The organism is Patescibacteria group bacterium (genome assembly GCA_034659915.1).
Lineage (GTDB): Bacteria > Patescibacteriota > WWE3 > JAUXAW01 > JAYEID01 > JAYEID01.
In genome coordinates this window covers 155291-174530 of the sequence record JAYEID010000013.1, presented here as the reverse complement: position 1 = coordinate 174530, position 19240 = coordinate 155291, and the positions used below count along the sequence as shown (strand labels likewise).

Sequence of the window (19240 nt, the reverse complement as noted above, 5' to 3'; positions counted from 1 at the left end):
TAACACACAAGAGCTGCAAAGGCTAGGGGGCACCGTTTCCGAAAGTATAGAAAAATTTGCGTGCAATCGTCAGCGGTCTAATTCAAGTTTAGAGGTAAATTTTTCTCTAAGTGAGCTTTTCAACAAAATAAACTATTACAGGCGAACGGCTTTCGGAAACGCGTGCCGGCAGTCTTTGTTATTAGACTCCCCGCTTTAGCGGAAGCCACCATTCTCTATTAGTTCTATACCATTCCACCGTCTTTTTCAAAGCTTGTTCAAAAGAATACTCAGGTTCCCAGCCAAGCTCAGACTTAATTTTAGAAAAATCAATCGCATATCTCCGGTCGTGCCCCGGCCTGTCTTCAACGTATTCAATATAAGATTCGTCTTTACCCATAACTTCCAAAATCTTCTTGGTTAGCTCAATATTGGAAAGCTCATTACCACCGCCTACAAGATATGTCTCCCCTACCTCACCTTTTTTCAAAACCAAATCAATTGCCCGGCAATGATCCTCAACAAAAAGCCAATCCCGCACATTTTTCCCATCTCCATAAAGAGGCACCTTTTTATCTTCTAATAAATTGGTTACAAATAGGGAAATTACCTTTTCTGGATGTTGATAAGGTCCAAAATTATTTGAACAGTTGGTAATAGTAACGGGTAAATCGTATGTATGGTAATAAGCGCGCACCAAATGATCAGCAGCGGCTTTTGAAGCAGAGTAGGGGCTGTGTGGGGCGTAGGGAGCATCTTCTGTAAACTTTTCGGGGTCACTTAATTCCAAAGAACCGTACACCTCATCCGTACTAATTTGGTGGAACCGCTCTATACCTAATTCCAGCGCAGCATCCAAAAGGACTTGAGTACCAACAATGTTGGTCTGCACAAAAACCCGAGGGCCTTCAATTGACCGGTCAACGTGACTTTCGGCAGCAAAATTGACCACCACATCTACATCTTCCATCAATTGTCTTACCAAACCCCTGTCACAAATATCTCCCTCCACAAACTCGTAACGATTATTTCCTTCCACATCCCGCAAGTTTTCCAAATTCCCGGCATAGGTGATTTTATCCAAATTAACTATCTCGTCTTGGGAATATTTATCTAACCAATAATGTATAAAGTTGGAGCCGATGAACCCAGCTCCACCAGTAACAAGCAGTTTCATTTAACTAATAACATTCCCTATAAACAAAGGCTAGGAAAGACCCGTCCTTGCGAACGCTGTTTACACAAGGTCGATCTGGCTTTGATCTCCAATTACCATGCGCAGTGTTCGGGGAAGTCTTTTCCCCCGAGAAACAAAAGCTTCTTTGCCAATTATAGATTCGTCCAATCGGGCGGGTAGGTTCAAAACCTCGGCATTTTCCAACACAATTGAGTTTTCAATTTCACTCTCCACAACCACAGCACGATCCGAAACAGCAGTATAGGGTCCAAGATAGGAATCTTTCACCCGCACATCCTTTCCAATTATTAGTGGTCCACGTAAAAGAGTATTTCTGATTTTGGAACCGCGCCCCACTGCCACACACCCTCTCACTTCCACATCCTCCAAATCCCCTTCCATTTTTTCCTCCAAATGTCTTAACACTAAGTGATTTGCTGCTAACAAATCCTCGGGCTTACCGGTATCTTTCCACCACCCACTAACATTTTCATAAATAATTGGGTAATTTTTTTCAATTAAATACTGGTGCACGTCAGAAATTTCCAGCTCACCACGTTCCGAAGGTTCTATTTGTTCCACAGCTTCCCAAACCTTAGGTGTATAAAAATAAACCCCAGTTACGGCAAAATCACTTTTAGGTTCTTTGGGCTTTTCTTCAATTCCTACAATCTGCGTACCTTCTGTTTCTGCCACCCCAAACCTTCCCGGATCTGGTACCTCCGAAAGCAAGAGCAAGGCTGCCGCATCTTCATTTTCAAATCTCTTAGCATAAGGAGCTATTCCCCCAGCCAAGATATTATCACCCAAATAAAACAAAAAGGGTTCGTCCTCCAAAAATTCACGGGATATTTTTAGACAATGGGCAAGCCCCAGAGGCTCTTCCTGCTCAATGTAAGTAATGTTCAAATCAAAATCCTCACCACTACCCAAAACTGCTTCCACCTCAAAACGAGTCTCATTAACAATAATGCCCACTTCGGAAATACCTATATCCCGCACCGCTTCTAAGGCGTAGAAAATCATAGGTTTATTGGCAATAGGAATAAGATGTTTATTTGAGGTATGAGTTATTGGTCGGAGGCGAGTGCCCCGCCCCCCAGCAGTAATTAAAGCCTTCATAGACTAATCCACCAGCCGGCGGAGTAACTCGTTATCCGTAATCCGGAAAATAGACCTATTACACGCCGACGCCGAGATATTCAAAACCGTGATCTTCTAATTCTGTGGGATCAAACATCCTTTTGGCATCGAAAACGAGACTGGCGTTCATTTTCTTGCAAACTTTTCCCCAATCCAAATCTTCAAATTCATCCCATTCGCAAAGAACTGCGATTACGTCTGCTTCTGCTGCAGCTTGATAAGGATCTTCTGCATAGTTAACCTCAGACAATACCTTTTTTGCTTCGGGCATTCCCATTGGATCATAAACACTTACTTCTGCGCCACCTTCTTTCAATGCTTCAATAAAAGGCACGGCTTGAGAACCCCGCATATCGTCAGTCCCTGGCTTAGCTGTCAGTCCCAAAACAGCAACCTTCTTGTTTTCTAAACCGCCCAAAGCATCTGTAACTTTGGCTACATATTTAGCTGGACGAGCACGGTTGTATTGGTCTAGCTTAGAAAAGAGGTTATCATCATCTACATATTGTTCAAACAAAGCTCCAAGAGCAGCAACATCTTTGGGGAAGCAATAACCGCCGTAACCAATTCCCGGATACCAGTAATGGCTCCCGATCCGGGAATCTAGCCCAATACCTTCAATCACATCTTGAACATCTGCTCCCACCTCTTCACAGAGATTAGCGATTTGGTCAATAAACCCAATCCGCAGAGCAAGATAAGCATTAGCTGCATATTTAATAATCTCGGCACTTTCTACACTAGTCCGCACAATAGGCGCGCCTAAAGGTTTGTGGAGTTCCTCCAAAATCCCATAAGCCTTATCGCTAGGAGTCCCAATAACAACCCGGTCTGGATCCTGGGTATCGGAAAGAGCAGTTCCCTCACGCAAAAACTCGGGGCAAGAAGCAACTTCAAAATTAGCTTGGGGATTTTCCTTTTCAATAATTTTTGTAACTAAAGAGGCCGTGCCCGGAGGAACTGTACTTTTATCAACTATTACTGTGTATTCATTTCGAAGAAAGGGAGCCAGCTCTTTTGCGGCAGCTTTAACTTGAGAAAGATCTGCACCGCCATCGCCACTTATGGGAGTACCAACAGAAATAAACACAACTTCGCTATTAGGAACCGACTTTTCGTAACTAGTAGTAGGAATAAGCCTCCCTGCCTCAACATTTCTCGCCAAAACCTCATCCAAACCAGGTTCATAAAAGGGAACTTTACCCTTCTTCATCATTTCAACTTTATCTTGGCTGCGGCGCACTACCCAAACCTTGTTGCCAAGGTCAGCAAAAACTGCACCACTTGTCAAGCCGACATATCCGGCCCCTAAGAACGTTAAATTCATAGTTAAACGTAAAACAATACTTTACTACTTCTTTACAAAACTTTACTACACTTAACACTCGTAAAGAATAGTAAAGTGTGGAAAAGTACAGTTAAGAATTGTACAATCCCCGCAAATCATTGATTCGAACTCGTAAAACGTCCCAAAACATGCGCCAAGCGTTGTAAAGAAAATTAAACCGCGTAGTTTCCACATGTTTCCAGGTCACCGGCATCTCTTTAATTTTATACCCAAATTTCCGCGCCAAGTAAAGTACCTCCACATCAAAAGCACCGAAGAAGGGTTGAGAAATTTCTTTATCTGTACCCCCGTAAACCGTAAGTGCTGAAAAAATCCTATCTGCTGCTTCCTTAGTAAACATCTTAAAACCACACTGAGTATCTTCAATACCAGGAATAGCAATAAGTTTAATCACAAAATTAAAAACACGCCCAACAAAATGCCGGTACCAAGGCTCATCTACCCTTTTGGCGCCAAAACCCTGGCGAGAAGCTATTGCCACAGAGAACTCGTGATCCCTGAGCCACATTAGCAACCTATCCGCATCTTCAATAGGTGTAGCCAAATCTGCATCAGAAAAAAGAACATAATCACCTTCTGCTACCAACATACCGTCGCGAACTGCAAAACCTTTGCCTCGGTGTGGTTTTTCTAAAAGCTTTAAATTTTCTCGATCTCCAAAAAACTCTTGCACTTCAGAAACAGTATCATCATCCGACCCATCATCAACAACTATTACCTCACCATCAAAATCCTTCTCTTCCAAATAATCAAAAACCTTAGCCAAGGATTTACGGATATTTTCTTCCTCGTTGTAAGTAGGAATAACAATAGATAAATACATAAGGTTCCGCCAGCTGGCGGAAAATTACAAATCACAAAATCCAAATTCCAAATAAGAAAGAGGTTTTGCGGCCTGCGTTTGTCTGAGACCAGTTAAAGGGTAAAGCGAATCATATTCTATCATTCCGAGTGATCCCGCCTCTTGTCGGGAGAATCGAGGAAGCTAGGGCCGTAGGCCCGCATACCGCTCAGCGGAAAAACCGCTCCGCTAGATTTCTCCACTCGCCGTAAGAACGTCTCGGTCGAAATGACAGCCCCTAGAATTAACCTTCACCAAAGATCTTCGTTAATCTATAGTTTACCAAAAACCCCAAGGTATCCAAAATCGTAGACACGGGCATTTTTGACTGACCGCGTTCCCGATCCGTAAAATGGATAGGTACTTCAGCAAATTTCGCGCCCACACCATGAGCCCGACAAACAAGCCCAATCTGAAAAGCATAACCGTCTGGTAATCCTTCAAAATCAATTTTTTCTAAAACCTCGCGCCGCATAGCACGAAAAGCTGGAGTCTGATCATGCACTTCCCAAACACCAAGAATCCGCGCCAGCAAGTTTCCAAAAAAACTCAAAAATTTCCTATGCAATCCCCAGTTTGAGGGAATAGAACCACCTTCCACATACCTAGAACCAATAACATAATCTGCACCGTTTAAAACTTTAGAAACAAGCCGAGGAACATCTTCTGGATTATGAGAAAAATCCGCATCCATAGTAACCACCACATCTGCCTCCAATTTCTCAAGGGCATAACGAATTCCTCGAATTGTATCTGCTCCCAAACCTTGTTTGGGACCAGAAATTATACGCAAATTATCAAACTCTTTAATTTTTTCCCTAACCACGTCACCTGTGCCATCAGGAGAGTTACTATCCACAACCAATATATTAAAACTTTCTAGTTCTTCCTGCTCAGCAATAAAATTAGTAAGAATTTTCTCCAAAGAATCAATAAGAGGGCCGATGTTATCTGCTTCATTATAGGTAGGAATAATAATAGTAGTACTCATTTCAATTAAAAAGAAACCACACAAATAGAAAGGGGTTTCCAATAAGGTATAACCAAAACTGTAAATAAAAGGTTAGCACAAACCAGCAAAAATCCAAAATCTAGTCTATTCTTTTAGGAGTTTGAAGAGGGGAAACAAGCTTGTTTCTAGTACCAAATAAAAATTTAACAACGCGAAAAATAAAGCTTTCCTCTAAATCTTGCTGCCCCAAAACTTCTGCCGACAAAGAGCTTTCAAGAGTAGCTATTTTTTCCAGATCAAAAAATCCCTCCGACTCTGCGCTTAAGCCATATTCCAAACTTTGAACCCAATTTCTTTGCCTCTTTGACAAATCTTGCAGCTTTTCCAAAGCCTGCGGGCTAGAATAATTCTCTTTGGAACTTTCCAAAACATTTTCCCCCAGTACCAACTGCTGAAGCAATTCTTTTCTAACCTCAGGATCGTCCCCGGCATGTTTATACGACTCCTCCAAAAGCTTGGCTCGCTCTTGGTAAATTTTCTCTATTCTCTCCACATTTTCCCTTCTCGTAGCTACTTGTATTGCTTCCCCCAACCGTTTCCCTGCAAACTGTATTGCTAACAAAGCTTTTTCCCGCGAGCTACTTTCGAAAAAAATTCGAGTCCTTTCCCATGCTAATCTCAACAAACCCAGCGGGGAGCCGGGAATAACCCTAACCAAGGGCTTTTCAGACAAAGAAAATTCAATTTTTACTTCAGAAAAACTACTAGTATCCTTTTCTTCCTCTGCATAAACGCAAAGAGGAAACACTGCTAAACTAGCAAGACTCAAGAAAAGGAAAAGAAAAAAGGTAGCAACACGCCTATTCATAATTAGGAAACTGTCAACCAAACCCGCACAATTTAATAACGTACTGCCAGAAGGAAAATTACTATAACTAACCCAGCAATCAACAAATAATCTAAGAGCACCTCCCAATCAAATTCATCTTCCAAAATATGATGAGCAGCACCCCACACAATATAAAAAATTGCTGCCCCAATTACTACCCATAACTGCAGCGCGGGTTGGCCCCGGAAAAAGTAAAGCAAAAAGCCACCTAGCAACAAAACCACGAACAAAGCTATGTAAAATAAAGCATAAAGTGTTTTTCCCATCTTAACTAAGCATTACTTTCTATAGTACAGTACCTACTTGCGAATACCAAATACCAAAAAGCAAAAATCCAAGAAAAGCAAGGTGCGCCAATGTTCTCAAAGTAAGACGAAGATCTCTCCGCTTAGAAACTACTACAGCATCTAAGAGAAATAGTATTGCAAGAAAAGCAGCACAAACAAACCCACCAGTAAGAGCAAAATCTCGCCAATTAAAATCCTCAAATCTCTGAGCCATTGGGGTACCAGCAAAAGCTTGACCAGTTATTGAAGGCTGGTGGCTCTCCTGAGGAGCAAGCTCAATCTCCGTTTCTTGTGGCTCTGCTTGACTTGTATCTAACTCTTCTCCAGCAACTGAAACCTGTGCTGCCTCCCCACTCTCTTCCCCACCCACACTAGCCAAATACGAAGGCTGGGGCGTACCAAACATCTGAACTACCAAGGTAGTCTTAAAACCATTTAATTCACCATTTACCACAGCCACACCTATCTCTTCAAACTGTGAGTTTGCAATATTGTCGCGGTGAGTAGGAGAATTCATCCAAGCTCTAACCACAGAAGCAGAGTGGTCAAAATCTTTTGCCAAATTCTCTCCAGCTGAAAGGTATACATAACCAGCCTGATCAATAAAATCCCACGGCTCTAAGCCATCAGGAGAGTTGTGCGCCCAATAATCTTTTAAAAACATATCCCGGGCCTTAGCCTCTGCAGCTTGTTTTAAAACAGCATTTGATTCTAGCGGCGAAAGGCCCAGCTTTGCCCTCTCCTGATTAGTAAGCTCAATTACTTCCCTAGAAGAAATATCAGTAGCATAACCCAAAACTCCAGGAAATTGAGCATCCAATCCAACTAAAGTAAGAAAAAGCAACGCAAAGAAGGAAAAATAAGCAATAAGAGCCGGTCTTTGGATAAGACCAGCGCGATGGGTACCGTCAGAATCGGGCAGGACTTGTTTCTTAACAAAACTGGGCGGGTATACTCTCGGCATTACATTTCAAATTGTACCAAAACCCCCTCTCAAAACCAACCCCCCCCTCTTATAGACCTCGGAGGTCTAAGAAAACCTCGGAGGTCTAAGAAAAGGACCTTGACCTTAAAAACTTAAGAGGTTAAATTAACTATAAGTGTGGCTACAAAACCAAGAGCCTTTGACACCAACCAATACTTCCACATTTATAACTGTGGGGTGGAGAAACGCAATATTTTTGAAGAAGAAAGTGATTTCCAGCGCTTCTTGGACGCCATCAACTTTTATCTTTACAAGCAGAGAACTTGTTTTGCACAATATAAAAGCCTCGAACCCAAAGCAAAACAGGTCTACGAACAAATCAACCCAAGAAGTATTGAACGCCTCAGAGTTAAACTAATAGCCTACTGTCTAATGCCTAACCACTACCACTTTGTTCTTAAACCCGCCAAAAAAGACGGGATCACCCGGTTTATTTCAGATATTTCTAACAGTCATTCCCGATTCTTCAACACAAAATATGACAGATTAGGAAGTCTTTTTCAGGGAACTTACAAAGCCAAGGAGCTACCTGACGAACAGAGTATACTCAACGTAACTAGATATGTTCACCTCAACCCTTCCGTATCAAAAAAAGCCAACCCGGAGGTTTATCTTAACCCAGAAGATTATTTGTATTCCTCCTACCCTGTTTGGATCTCTCCAACATTTCAAGACACTTCTGGACCAGACTTAGCCTATTCTGAAATTATAAATTTCAGGAACCAGGTCCAAGGACCCAAAGGGTATGAACAATTTGTCGAAGCCCAGCTAAACAAAAACCCGAAACTAGGAATTGAACGCTTAGTTATAGAATAGAGAATAGACCTCAGAGGTCTATCCACGCCGTGGTTATGGTTTTTTTGTAAGGTGCTTACGAGATGTACTTAGAAACGCTTTGGGGATAGGGTTAATATACCTCGGAGGTCTAATTAACTAATTGACGCAAATCAATAAGGATATAAGATCCTTTGCGTCACGCGAATTAACGCAAATTCAGATCAACCCTAAAGGATTCTTAGGTTGCAAACTACCCTTCGACGCGGCCTGCGCAAGGAAAAACCTCCGGGGTTTCTGCGGATCCAACCCCGGAGGTTGGGGGATCGCGCAGGCACACCAAAAATAGAAATTCCTCGGCTGGGGCCTCTTATCCTTCGAAACACTTCGCTCGCTCAGGATTGATGCTTTCTAAGCTCTTCCGACCTAAAGTCGAGAATCACTAAGATCCCATCAAAAAAGCCACGCTATAGCGTGGCTAAAGAACATCTTTCGGCAATAGAAGCCTCAAGATAATATTTAGTTAAATTAATTATATGCCATAAAAGGCTAGACATAAAAATCAGAGCCCCTTCCGGGGCAGGCTCATACAAAGTAAAACAAAGCCGTTTTGTAAATCTATATAAGCAAAATAGAACCTGATTGTCAAGCACAAAATAATAAAAAACTAGAAGATAAAAAAAACCCTTGGGTTCTGGGCAAGAACAACCCAAGGGGTATTGCTTCAGACGCTAAAAGCTTATTCTTTTCAAAATCATCTTGCCTTGGCTTTCCCGGCAATTGTCGAAAAAGACTTTCCAAGTAGGGATCTAGCTCTTGCCAAGAGCTTTGTATTTCTTCCGCTACTTGAGAAGCTTTTCCTAACTTTTGAACATCTACTCTTTCTATATAGAGCGATTCGAGCCCAAAAGCTTGCCTAGTAAGCTTAGCGCATTTTTCGTAGTTATAGCTTATCTCCACCAATCTTGCATGAAGTGCTTCGTAGTTTTCCGGTGGATCCAAGCTTCGTAAATATTTGCCAGTTACTTCCCAACCAAGAAGCGCAGCTTCTACCTCTTGTTGCCAATCTGACTCCCGCCAGTCTGTAGTTGCTGCGTGTAACTTCAGCTGTAGTGCTGCATTGAAAAACCCGTAATTTGCGCGCACCTCTCTTAACGTGCGAAGGTATTTCAATTCCTTCGGGTTAAGAAAATATCTAGCAGAAGGTGGAGACCCTGCTCGCACACACACAACCAGCAGGATCCCCACCAAAACCACAAGCAAAATCTTATACTTATTCATAGACCTCCTCATCTTACTCTGGAGTATAGTGAAGAACAGCCATGTAATCGTCAGCTGTCATTACAATCAAGTCGGGAGACCTATGCAAACTTCGCAGTTCCCAAAATCTCCCCAGCTTCATCTTCCACTTTGTTGCGCCAGTTTCCAAGTCCAAGAGGTAAAGGTAACTGCCTGCCGCAACCAAGACCTCGTCCTCAATAAGAAGCGCATCCGAAATATACGTCTGATTATCCTCAAGATCGTGTGCAAACCGCCACACAAACTTTCCTGTTTTCGGATCTACAAGGTAGAGATAACCCGGTCTCTGACGAGCAAGAAGCAAGCCGTGCTGGGTAGTAGCAATTGGCCAATCAATTAACATTTCATCGTTGACCCACCGCACTTGCCCGCTTTCCAAATCCACTGCTCCAGTCTCACCAATATCCGACTTCACCAAAAAGACAAGGTCTTCCAAAAAACCAACATACTCTACATTTCTTTGCTCATCTGTATCCCAGAGAAGCTTGCCAGTCCTAGCTTCTAGCAATCCGTAGGTACCGTGTCCATCTCTGATTAAAACCTTACCCTCTTGAGGAATTGCCTCTGTTCTCACATATGACTGCTCCCGCGTCCAAAGAACCTCGCCTACTTGGTAGTCAAACCCCCCAATTCCCTTAGAAGCTGGAACAAAAAAAGCAACTCCATTAGTAACCCCCAAACAGTACCACCTAGCCTCCCCCGGAACTGTTGCTTGAACCCCACCTCTTTCTGCATCCAAAACAGAAGCTTCTCCTTCAGGATCGGTAGCAAACACATAACTATCAGAAACTAGGTAAGATGTGGGACTTCTTAAAACATCAAGCCACAGTTCCTCTCCACTACCAATATCATAGGCTCTCAGGAAATGATCATAACCACCCATGAGCCCTCTGTTCTTACTAGTAACTGTGAGGTATAACCTCTCGTTATCCAATTCAAAATCCTCTAGCACGTCATCCGAGGAAAAACGAAGCTTCCAAGCTGTTTCCCCTGTCTTTTTGTCCAAAGCATACACTCGGTTATCTGATCTTAGAACAAAAAGCTTATCCCTATTCTGAGCAAAGATTCTTTCTGCTCTCTCAAAGTACTCCCAAGCCCAAATCCGTGTTCGGCTAGGCAAGTGTAGGGCACCAACAACACCCTCAGCATCAACCAGGTAAGCAGCTTCCCCATCAACCCACGGTTCCTGCGCCATAGGATCATCCCACAAAAACTCGGGGATACCTGTAACTTCCACAGTGGGTGTAAGAGTACCACCAACCACGCGAACAGCTGTCTCTTCCGGTACGCTAGTGTAAACTGTTTCAACTTTGCGCTCCCCTGTTAATTGGAACACTACTAAAGAAGCGCAACTAAAACACGCCAAACCAACCACAGTGACCACAACCAAAACAACCCAACCAACTTTTTCCTTCTTCACCACAAACCTCCTTTTTGTATCTAACTATCGGTGCTTAATTTTTTAGATTTTCAAGGTGCAGCAGCAATCAATTTAAAAAAAGCAAAAGCCAGCTCAACTGAGCTGGCCCAAGAAATGTTTTTAAATTTTTCTGGTAGGAAATTTTCATATAGGTTATCTGTAACCTAGTTTTAACTTATAATAACTATATGAGGTTGTCAAGACCTGTAATAGCGAATAGATGCAAATTTAATACTGCAAATTTATGCAAATGGGAAAAAGAAGGAACAGGAGACTCCTAATTCGTAACAAGAGAAAAGAAGAGCATAGAGGATAGAAGATAAGAAATACGGTGGATAAACGATAGATATACGGTAGATATGCAACTGAGCCAGAGAACCCTGCAAGGTTTAGCTTGTCTAATCCTTGGAGGTTTTGGTAAAGAAGAAGCAAGAATACGATTCATGATTTATGAAACATAAATCATGAATAAACCCTTCGGGCTTCAGAACATAAACTTCTGAAACTTCTAACCCGAAGGGTAATGAACAAAGCTAAACCGAATCTGCTTCCGAAGAAAGATTCGAGATTATTTGGCAAAGCTCCTGGATATCAACTACCTTCTCCAATACAGCAGCCGCTCTTTCTGCAAAATGTTCTGGCACAGCGTGCGGCCAGCGCGTAACAATGACAAAAGGAATTTCCCTAGAAATGCATGCTGAACAGAACGCCCGCGAAGATAATCCGTACAAGGGGTGCTCCTCCCCTAAAGGAGTGGTTCCCCAAAAGGTGATTACCGCTACGGGCGTCTCTGCCAAATCAGCAGGAAACCCCTGTGAGTCCAGAACAGTTCGAACCGAGTAACCCGCGCTTTGCAACAAGAACTTAAAAGTCTGAGCACATCCCACATCCTGCTCCCGAACCAAAACCAGCTTCTCTTGCTCCAACATTTTTTCACCGCCTTAATTTAGTACTCTTGACCACCAAGTGCTTTAACATCAAACTTGGTTCTTTGATCCACCTATATCCCCCTCACTAATTCAGAGCAGGCGCTGGTACACCCTGTGAACACGATCAAACTCTACACCAAATGCCTGCACCTCGCGTAAGTTCTCGACATTTTTCTCAGAAACCTGATTCGCCACTGCCCACTCAAACCGGCTTTCTTCCAAAATCTTTGCCAGCTCAGCGTACAACACAATAGCAGCACCCAAGCCCTGGTACTTTGGAAGAATTCCAATTCCATTAAGATCCATCCAGTTAGAGCGGTAGCGCTCAAGCATAATCCACAGCCAACCCAACGGCCACAGCTTACCCCCGGCTCGCCGGATCCCCGGTACTATATTTGGATAGGTAAGGACAAACCCCACCACATCCGCACCTTTCATCACCAACCTAATTAGACGCGGATCAGCAATAGCTAAAAAGCGGTCAACAACCCTTTGCATCCCTTCTTCATCCATGGGCCAAAAGAGAGGGAGACCGGCAAAGGATTTGTTGTAGACTCTCTTCAACTCCGGCACCAGGCGAGTCGCCTGCTTTCGAACTTCCTGTTTGCTGTCGAAAGTCATAATCCTAAAACCGCGGTGTTTTTTCACCTTCTTGGCAACCTGTCGAATGCGTTGAATACGTGCTCGGTTTTTCTCAAGTGCATCTCTTATTGAAACCTGAGCAGAAAAGCTATCCACCAGCTTTTCAAACCCAGCTTGCTCAAGCAAGCCCTCATAATAAGGAAAGTTCCAGGAAATTCCCATCCCCGGTCGGCGGCGGAACCCTCTTACTAAAACTCCGTGTCCATCCCCAGCATGCATACCCAAGGGACCAATCATCTTCCTTAGACTATGCTGCCTAGCCCAATCAATTGCAGCTGCAAAAAGTAGCCTTGCCACCTGCAAATTATCCACAGCTTCAAATAAGTAGAAAAAAGCTGTTTTGCTTTGGTGGTATTTGTTATAAAGGCTGTGGTCAAGCACAGCTACCCTTCCCAAGACCTGCCCCTGCTCTTTTGCCATAAAGAACTCAGCTTGGGAATGACTATAGAACGGATTGTTTTCCCGATCCAACACAAACTCCACATCTGAAATCATGGGAGGAATCCAATACGGGTTTCCCCTGTAAATCTCAAATTGGACTTGAATAAACTTCCAAACATCCTTCTCAGTTTCTACTCTCTGAACTTTCATTACCCACCTCCTGTTTCCTGAACCCTGCTCTGTTTTGTGTCTTTGCTTGCGCACTTCCCTTTGAACTTCTCGGTGCTGATCGCGTGTCAACGGATATTTCCAAGCCACCACAACTGCTACCAAATAAGCCATCCATTTAGCACTCGCCGGCGCAACCAAAATAGCCGAAATTACCAACCTCCCATGGCTCCAGTGTTCTAACCTTATTTAAATTCAAAAATTAAAGTGCAGTTAACCTAGCTTTAATCTTACCATCTTATAGGAAGGAGAGCAAAAAGAAACTGCTCTATTTTAGTTCTTTAATTTAGTCTCTTTAGTTGTCAGGTATCCTACACTAAAACACACAAATACTAAATCTGAAAATTAACCCTATAAAGTTGACTTCTTCAGCGTTTTAAGGTACTATAGAAGCGCGCTTTCAAAAGAGTTTCAACAACTCTCGCACTTTAACAAGCTGGATCTAATGGAGAGAAGAAAAGGAGGTGGAGCTGTAAAGAAGCTTAAGACTGAAACATAATTCCGTAAAGTAAAAGCAAGAACAGAAAAAGGAGAGGCAAAGTGAAAAACAGATGGATTTACCGAAGTGTGGCATTTCTAGCAGTCTTCACGCTTACAGTAACGGGGATTGCTATTGCAACCGCAACTGCCGAGCCAGCCAAGGTGCCAGTATCTTCGCAGACAAACAACGAAATATATACTGAGCAATGCTTCAAAGTAGACGTCACCGACGCCTTCAAGGAAGCAAGCGGAGATCTCGCCGAGGATTGGGATAATTGCCCAGGAACGGTTGCGGTAACCAGTGTTACCGTAAAAGCGGGAACCGAAACCTACCAAGAGTCCAATGACTGCTTTACCATCGGTTACGAGGGCAGTAAATGGTGGGTCGCAGAAAACTGGGAAGACGACAACAAAGGACCAGAATGCAAAGACATATCCTGGTACGAGATCTGTGGGGAGTGTGTTTACGAACTCTGCACAGAGATGACCGAGTGGGTACTGGTCGAAACCGGTGACTGGCAGTGGGACCCCATCGCGCAGGACTTCTACCGAATCCTGAAGTACGAGAGGTATGACAAGTACGATCAGGATTACCTTTGCGACAAGAAGCAAGAGAAGGAATGGCAAGGGTACCAACTCTGTACAGAAATGACTGAGTGGAGCGAGTGGAAAGTTATCCAGGACTGGACCTGGGACCCCGTGCAGGGTGACTTCTACCGGGAACTCGAACGGTATCGCTACGACGCATATGATACCGATTATCTCTGCGATACAGAGCAGAAGACCGAATGGAAGGGTTATGAGCCGGGAGCATGCTACGCGGTCGATGCTCCGAAAACTGAGCTTCCTACCGAGGGACGCGAGATAACAACTTGCGCCACCGGCGAGGGAGATACAGCTCGACTCGTAATCTACTCAACAGGCGAAGCCGTAGGTGACGAAGTTCAGGTCACTGACGGAAAAGCCTGCTTCACCGCACGCTTCCACCCTGACACCAAATACCAGATTCAATACAAGACTGGTGACGGAGAGTGGAGCAGCTCGGGCTGCATATTCTCCTTTGGAAAAGAAGAGGAGGAGAGGGATCACATCCGAGGTGACCTCTACCTTCGGAAGACTGTAGTGGCACCTTGCGGCACTATCGCTGCCACAGTAAACCACTACGAAGAAAGCAACGATTGGAGAATGCGCTGGATCGCACGTATCTATCACCTCTCCGACCTCCGCACCGTAGAAGGCGCGCTATTCGACAAAACTTGCGCCGCTTACGGCGGACCGGAAGAAGAGGTGGGGGTCCAAGGGGCCGCCTTTAAAGCTCACCTGACCAGTCCGGACGGAGAAGCGATCTATAGGAGCGAGTACTTCTCTGCAGACGGCTACGACGGGGTAGCTGGAGCCACTGTGTGGAATGACAACGTCGGCAAGAGTTTCGGTGCGCTGGCCGCAGAATTCCCACCCTTGAGCATCAACGGATATTTTATCCAAAGCCCCTTCGACTGGCTTGCCGAAACTTACAACGCAAGCTGGGAAGTCGAAGTGGTAGAGGGTACCCCCATGAAAAACAACACCGGTCTGGTTTGCCCCCGCGTACAGCGCGGCCAAGGAGTCTACTGCGGCTGGCTGAGAAATACTTTGGTTCTGGAGGAGGAAGAAATAAAGGAACCAGACGCCAGTCTGGGAAGCCTTTATCCCTACCCAGGAGAGCTAATCGGTGAGGTCTGCGTAGCCGGAAGGTGCAACCCTCTGTACGAGGGTAGCGACTTTACCGGCGACGGAAGATTAGACCTGCCCGCCTACGGTTGGGCTGTGTACAACGGCCACATCCGTGGTCACCGCATGGGAGTTGGAGCCACACTCGCGGAAGGGGTAACGGTAACTGTTACAAGCCAGGGCAACAGCCTAACTCGGCTAACCGGTGCCAAAGAAACCCGTTCTTACGCAGAGCACCTAAACGGAACGGGTTTGCTTACCGATATTGGAACCTGTTATTGGTGGCTCGGCCAGTGGGCTGGAATTCAGAATTTCCCACTGGAGTAGATCAGTAACAATTTAAACTCCGAAAGGAGAGACTATCGCCCTCGAGGCTTTTGGATCGAATCATTGATCCCAAGAGCTTCGGGGGCTTTTTTTTGTTCTTCAATAAAAACCCAACCCTAGAACTTAGAAGAACACCGTAGACACCAGCAAAGATCAAAAATAAAACTTTTAAAAAACTTGATTAAAAAGATAGAATCAACTTAGCAAGAACAGCACCCACAACAGCACCAAAGCTGTCAAAGAAGAAATCCCAAAAACTACAAACACGGGTGGGGACAAAGCATTGATGTAACTCATCTGCAGCTGCGTAAATAACAGTAATCAAAATAGCCGCTAACAACTTCTTGGGCACAAAAAGTTCCCAAAATAAACGGAAAAAAAATGGCTTTAACCCAAAGCGAAGAGTTTTTACTGTTCTTTTTACTTGTTCCAAAATTTCTTCAGGACCACGTTCCGCAAAATACAAAGCACGGAAAATTAAAAAAGAAAGGATGGAAAACTCAACAAAATGAACAAAAGAAGTAACAGCAAAAGATACCCAACCAACCTTTGAAATCTCAGGAGCGGGCAGAGAAGAACCAATAAAAATAAGCAGAGCCCAAAAAAGAACTGGTCCCCAGTTTTTCAAAGTCCTTTTAAATTTCATCCTCCTAATAATATCAAAGAACCACATGATAACAAGAAAACCGGGAGAGCTTTTATTTTCATTACAAGCCTCTAAGTAACTAAGAAGGGATTTAAAAAAAGAAGGATATTGGAAAACCGGCTATCCAGTTTTCCAATATCTAAGTAACTAACTGCACAAAGTCTTTAACTGTGAGCAAGACTAAAACCGCCAAGAGGAAAACAAAGAACATTTTGGTCAAAGCCTTTGCCCACCTCACAGGCAGTCCCCACTTTTCCAATACCGATACTACCACCTGCCCCCCATCCAAGGCAGGTAAAGGGAGCAAATTAACCCCACCCAAAGAGACCGAGAGGAGGACAAACCAAAGAAAGGCGCCAAGTAAAGGATCGGTCTGCAAACAACGTACACCTTGTTCAACTACTCCTACCGGTCCGGAAACGTCCGAGAACGCAATATCTCCAGAACGAAACATAGAAACCATTTGCCACGGTGCAGTTAACCCTGCCCATACTGCTGCTGCGCCCAATTTCAAACCGCCAAGATGCGGAAACAACACGCAAAGCAAAAACACAGCAATAAAATTAAAGGCAGGTCCGTACAAAAGAATTAGCACCCGTTTCCAATAAGGCTTCTTCCACCAAATCTTCTCCCGAACATCTATTCCCGCACCGAACAACAGCGGAGTAATGTGCACTGGAAGAGATTTGATCCGGAAAGTCAACCGCAAATCTCCCAAAGGTAGCCCAACCCATAGACCCCGCACGGGCATACCCACCAATTTATGAACAGCAAAGTGACCTGCCTCGTGAATTGCCAAAACAATTCCCAACAGACCAACGGAAACCAAATACCAAATTAAAGTGCGCATCTGTTTTTCTCCTTTCTATTTCTGTTTGATTTAACCTCAAAATTCTGTAGTAACTCACGCAGGGCCGCTGTTTGTCAAAATAAGGTTATTACCAACCCCAGCGTTTCTCCTGTACAGGATTTACTACCACACGTACAATAGTAGCCTTCAAGAGAGGTGGGAGGTCGGAAAAAGAATTGTAACTTTCCGACAGCAAGCCCTCTTCTGCAAAGATGCGAATCACCTCGTCTACAATACTTTCTATATCTTCGTGTAAAATCTCCTTAGCCTTCTTTGTCGCTTCTAAATCCACCCGGCTTTCGATCCTTTCCTCCACTTCTGATTCTGCTCTGGCCTCAATTCTTTCCTGCCACTCCTCATATTCCTGCCACCAGTTATCCATAATATATTCATAACAGGAAATAGCATCCTGCAAATCATTCGACAAGCTTTGCAAAGCCTCCAGAGTCTCCAAAACCATCAAGAGTCCTTTCCCACGTTCTTGAGATTCCAAAAGCTCTGCTAGCATTGAAAGCTCATACTGTACTTCTTCTTCCGCCCCACTTGCTTCCAACACCTGAACAACTTCCTTCAAAACTTCTCCCGCATGTTGGAGCTTTTTCAAATCGCTTTCAAAAACAACAGGAGTTGCCTCCTCCTGTGTTTCGTAATAAACCACCAAACTCTTCAAGGAGTCGATTATCTCCCCAATCAGATATTTGTGGGTAGCAGATACAAAACTGCTCAGACTCTCTGCAACAAAAGCTGGTAAAAGAATAGCAACTTCTTCTTCCAATTCCTCCATCTTCTCACCCACAATGCGTGACGAAAGTAAGCTTTCCAACAGCATTTCCACTGAGGGTAGCGGAACATAAGGGACCGCCCCTAACCGCCGAGACTTGTACGACATTTTAGCTCTCCTTTCTCTCAATTTTTTTCTCTGGAAATTACAAGAGGGCAGTACTCGCAGCAGAAAATATACTACCACATTACCTTGTTAAGGTACAGCAAAACTCAACAAATTCTAACCCCCAACTCTAAAAACTCTAAGGAACTCTAAGCCCCCGGGGCTTAGAACTGTAAAGCTCTGCACTACGGCTATTCCAACTACTTCTAAGCCCGCGGGGCTTAAAAAGTAGGTTGACACCACAACACCAAACAGATAAAATCGAGCCAGGTAAGCTAGCTCAAAGCAAGGTCCAAAAAACAACTATGGTCACAAAGCCCCGCCAATTTAGCGTTGATCTTCCATATCACATTTACAATCGTGGTGTGGAGAAACGAAATATTTTTACATGCCCCCGTGACTACCAAAGATTCCTACAAACGGTTGATTACTATCGATACGAACAAAACATTTCATTTGCTCAATTCAACGGGCTATCCCAAAAAGCGAGAGAGCTTTATCTTTCGGCAAATCCACGAGACGCCAAAGCACAGCGCGTCCGATTCCTTTCTTATTCGCTGATTAAAAATCACTTCCACTTCTCGTTAAAACCAAACAAGAAAAAAGGAGTCCAAACTTTTATGGCTGATTTATGCAATAGTTATACACATTACTTCAATAATAAATACGACCGGGTAGGTGGTCTATTTCAAGGACGCTACAAATCTAAGGAAATTCCAAACGAACAGGCTGTATTACAGGTAACAAGATATATTCACTTAAACGCACCTTTATCCAACCAGATCAACAAAAATGGAACCCTAAAACCGGAGGACTACCCCTATTCTTCCTACCGCTATTGGATCGATCCTTATCTTCTAGAAACCAGTAATTTCATTTTGGATCCCAAAGAAGTCAAATGGGGACTAAAGCTTCTTGGCGGTTCAGAAAAATACAAAGAATTCGTGGAAGCTAAATTAGGAGGTAACCCCAAACTAGGCATCGAAAACCTCACCCTAGAGTAACCAAACTCCTAAGTAAGGCTTCTAAGCCCCCGGGGCTTAGAAAGGTCCAAACTACCATTAAGA

The 19240-nt window shown here is 43.9% G+C and carries 18 protein-coding genes; 3 read left to right on the top strand and 15 right to left on the bottom strand.

Annotated elements, in window-relative coordinates:
• Nucleotides 1-181 precede the first annotated feature (181 nt).
• The 8 genes from rfbB to U9M98_02635 form a co-directional block, all read right to left on the bottom strand.
• Entirely contained in the window at nucleotides 182-1156 is a 975-nt protein-coding gene (rfbB, locus tag U9M98_02670) for a dTDP-glucose 4,6-dehydratase (protein ID MEA2020600.1), read from the bottom strand.
• A gap of 60 nt (nucleotides 1157-1216) precedes the next feature.
• On the bottom strand, nucleotides 1217-2278 hold the full coding sequence (locus U9M98_02665) for a glucose-1-phosphate thymidylyltransferase (protein MEA2020599.1): 1062 nt from the start codon (nucleotides 2276-2278) through the stop codon (nucleotides 1217-1219).
• 58 nt (nucleotides 2279-2336) lie between these two features.
• A complete protein-coding gene (locus U9M98_02660; protein ID MEA2020598.1) occupies nucleotides 2337-3626 on the bottom strand; it encodes a UDP-glucose/GDP-mannose dehydrogenase family protein in 1290 nt (429 codons plus the stop codon).
• Nucleotides 3627-3717: 91 nt separating this feature from the next.
• Entirely contained in the window at nucleotides 3718-4470 is a 753-nt protein-coding gene (locus U9M98_02655) for a dolichyl-phosphate beta-glucosyltransferase (protein ID MEA2020597.1), read from the bottom strand.
• 262 nt (nucleotides 4471-4732) lie between these two features.
• On the bottom strand, nucleotides 4733-5479 hold the full coding sequence (locus tag U9M98_02650) for a polyprenol monophosphomannose synthase (GenBank protein ID MEA2020596.1): 747 nt from the start codon (nucleotides 5477-5479) through the stop codon (nucleotides 4733-4735).
• 100 nt (nucleotides 5480-5579) lie between these two features.
• Nucleotides 5580-6308 carry a DUF5667 domain-containing protein gene (locus U9M98_02645; GenBank protein ID MEA2020595.1) on the bottom strand — a complete coding sequence of 243 codons (729 nt, stop codon included), beginning with the start codon at nucleotides 6306-6308 and terminating at the stop codon, nucleotides 5580-5582.
• Nucleotides 6309-6340: 32 nt separating this feature from the next.
• Complete coding sequence (locus U9M98_02640) at nucleotides 6341-6595, bottom strand: hypothetical protein (GenBank protein MEA2020594.1); 255 nt, start codon at nucleotides 6593-6595, stop codon at nucleotides 6341-6343.
• 19 nt (nucleotides 6596-6614) lie between these two features.
• Entirely contained in the window at nucleotides 6615-7580 is a 966-nt protein-coding gene (locus U9M98_02635) for a CAP domain-containing protein (protein MEA2020593.1), read from the bottom strand.
• Between the two features lie 138 nt (nucleotides 7581-7718).
• On the opposite strand from U9M98_02635, the gene U9M98_02630 reads away from it, so the two are divergent.
• Nucleotides 7719-8417 (top strand): transposase, encoded by a 699-nt coding sequence (locus U9M98_02630; protein MEA2020592.1) that lies wholly within the window; start codon nucleotides 7719-7721, stop codon nucleotides 8415-8417.
• A gap of 603 nt (nucleotides 8418-9020) precedes the next feature.
• On the opposite strand, the gene U9M98_02625 is transcribed toward U9M98_02630, so the two are convergent.
• The 4 genes from U9M98_02625 to U9M98_02610 form a co-directional block, all read right to left on the bottom strand.
• Nucleotides 9021-9656 (bottom strand): hypothetical protein, encoded by a 636-nt coding sequence (locus U9M98_02625; GenBank protein ID MEA2020591.1) that lies wholly within the window; start codon nucleotides 9654-9656, stop codon nucleotides 9021-9023.
• Nucleotides 9657-9669: 13 nt separating this feature from the next.
• Nucleotides 9670-11094 (bottom strand): PQQ-binding-like beta-propeller repeat protein, encoded by a 1425-nt coding sequence (locus tag U9M98_02620; GenBank protein ID MEA2020590.1) that lies wholly within the window; start codon nucleotides 11092-11094, stop codon nucleotides 9670-9672.
• 533 nt (nucleotides 11095-11627) lie between these two features.
• Nucleotides 11628-12023, bottom strand: coding sequence for a hypothetical protein (locus U9M98_02615; protein ID MEA2020589.1), 396 nt, complete (start codon nucleotides 12021-12023; stop codon nucleotides 11628-11630).
• Between the two features lie 90 nt (nucleotides 12024-12113).
• Entirely contained in the window at nucleotides 12114-13388 is a 1275-nt protein-coding gene (locus tag U9M98_02610) for a hypothetical protein (protein ID MEA2020588.1), read from the bottom strand.
• A gap of 426 nt (nucleotides 13389-13814) precedes the next feature.
• Here U9M98_02610 and U9M98_02605 point away from each other — a divergent pair, with 426 nt between their 5' ends.
• Nucleotides 13815-15791 carry a hypothetical protein gene (locus tag U9M98_02605; protein ID MEA2020587.1) on the top strand — a complete coding sequence of 659 codons (1977 nt, stop codon included), beginning with the start codon at nucleotides 13815-13817 and terminating at the stop codon, nucleotides 15789-15791.
• A gap of 181 nt (nucleotides 15792-15972) precedes the next feature.
• On the opposite strand, the gene U9M98_02600 is transcribed toward U9M98_02605, so the two are convergent.
• From U9M98_02600 to U9M98_02590, 3 genes are all read right to left on the bottom strand, one after another.
• Nucleotides 15973-16437, bottom strand: a complete 465-nt coding sequence (locus tag U9M98_02600) for a VanZ family protein (GenBank protein MEA2020586.1) — start codon at nucleotides 16435-16437, stop codon at nucleotides 15973-15975.
• A gap of 139 nt (nucleotides 16438-16576) precedes the next feature.
• Nucleotides 16577-17287: a M50 family metallopeptidase gene (locus tag U9M98_02595; protein ID MEA2020585.1), complete on the bottom strand. Its 711-nt coding sequence runs from the start codon at nucleotides 17285-17287 to the stop codon at nucleotides 16577-16579.
• An 88-nt stretch (nucleotides 17288-17375) separates the two neighbouring features.
• Nucleotides 17376-18176, bottom strand: a complete 801-nt coding sequence (locus U9M98_02590; GenBank protein ID MEA2020584.1) for a hypothetical protein — start codon at nucleotides 18174-18176, stop codon at nucleotides 17376-17378.
• A 302-nt stretch (nucleotides 18177-18478) separates the two neighbouring features.
• Here U9M98_02590 and U9M98_02585 point away from each other — a divergent pair, with 302 nt between their 5' ends.
• Nucleotides 18479-19177, top strand: coding sequence for a transposase (locus tag U9M98_02585; GenBank protein MEA2020583.1), 699 nt, complete (start codon nucleotides 18479-18481; stop codon nucleotides 19175-19177).
• Nucleotides 19178-19240 lie beyond the last annotated feature (63 nt).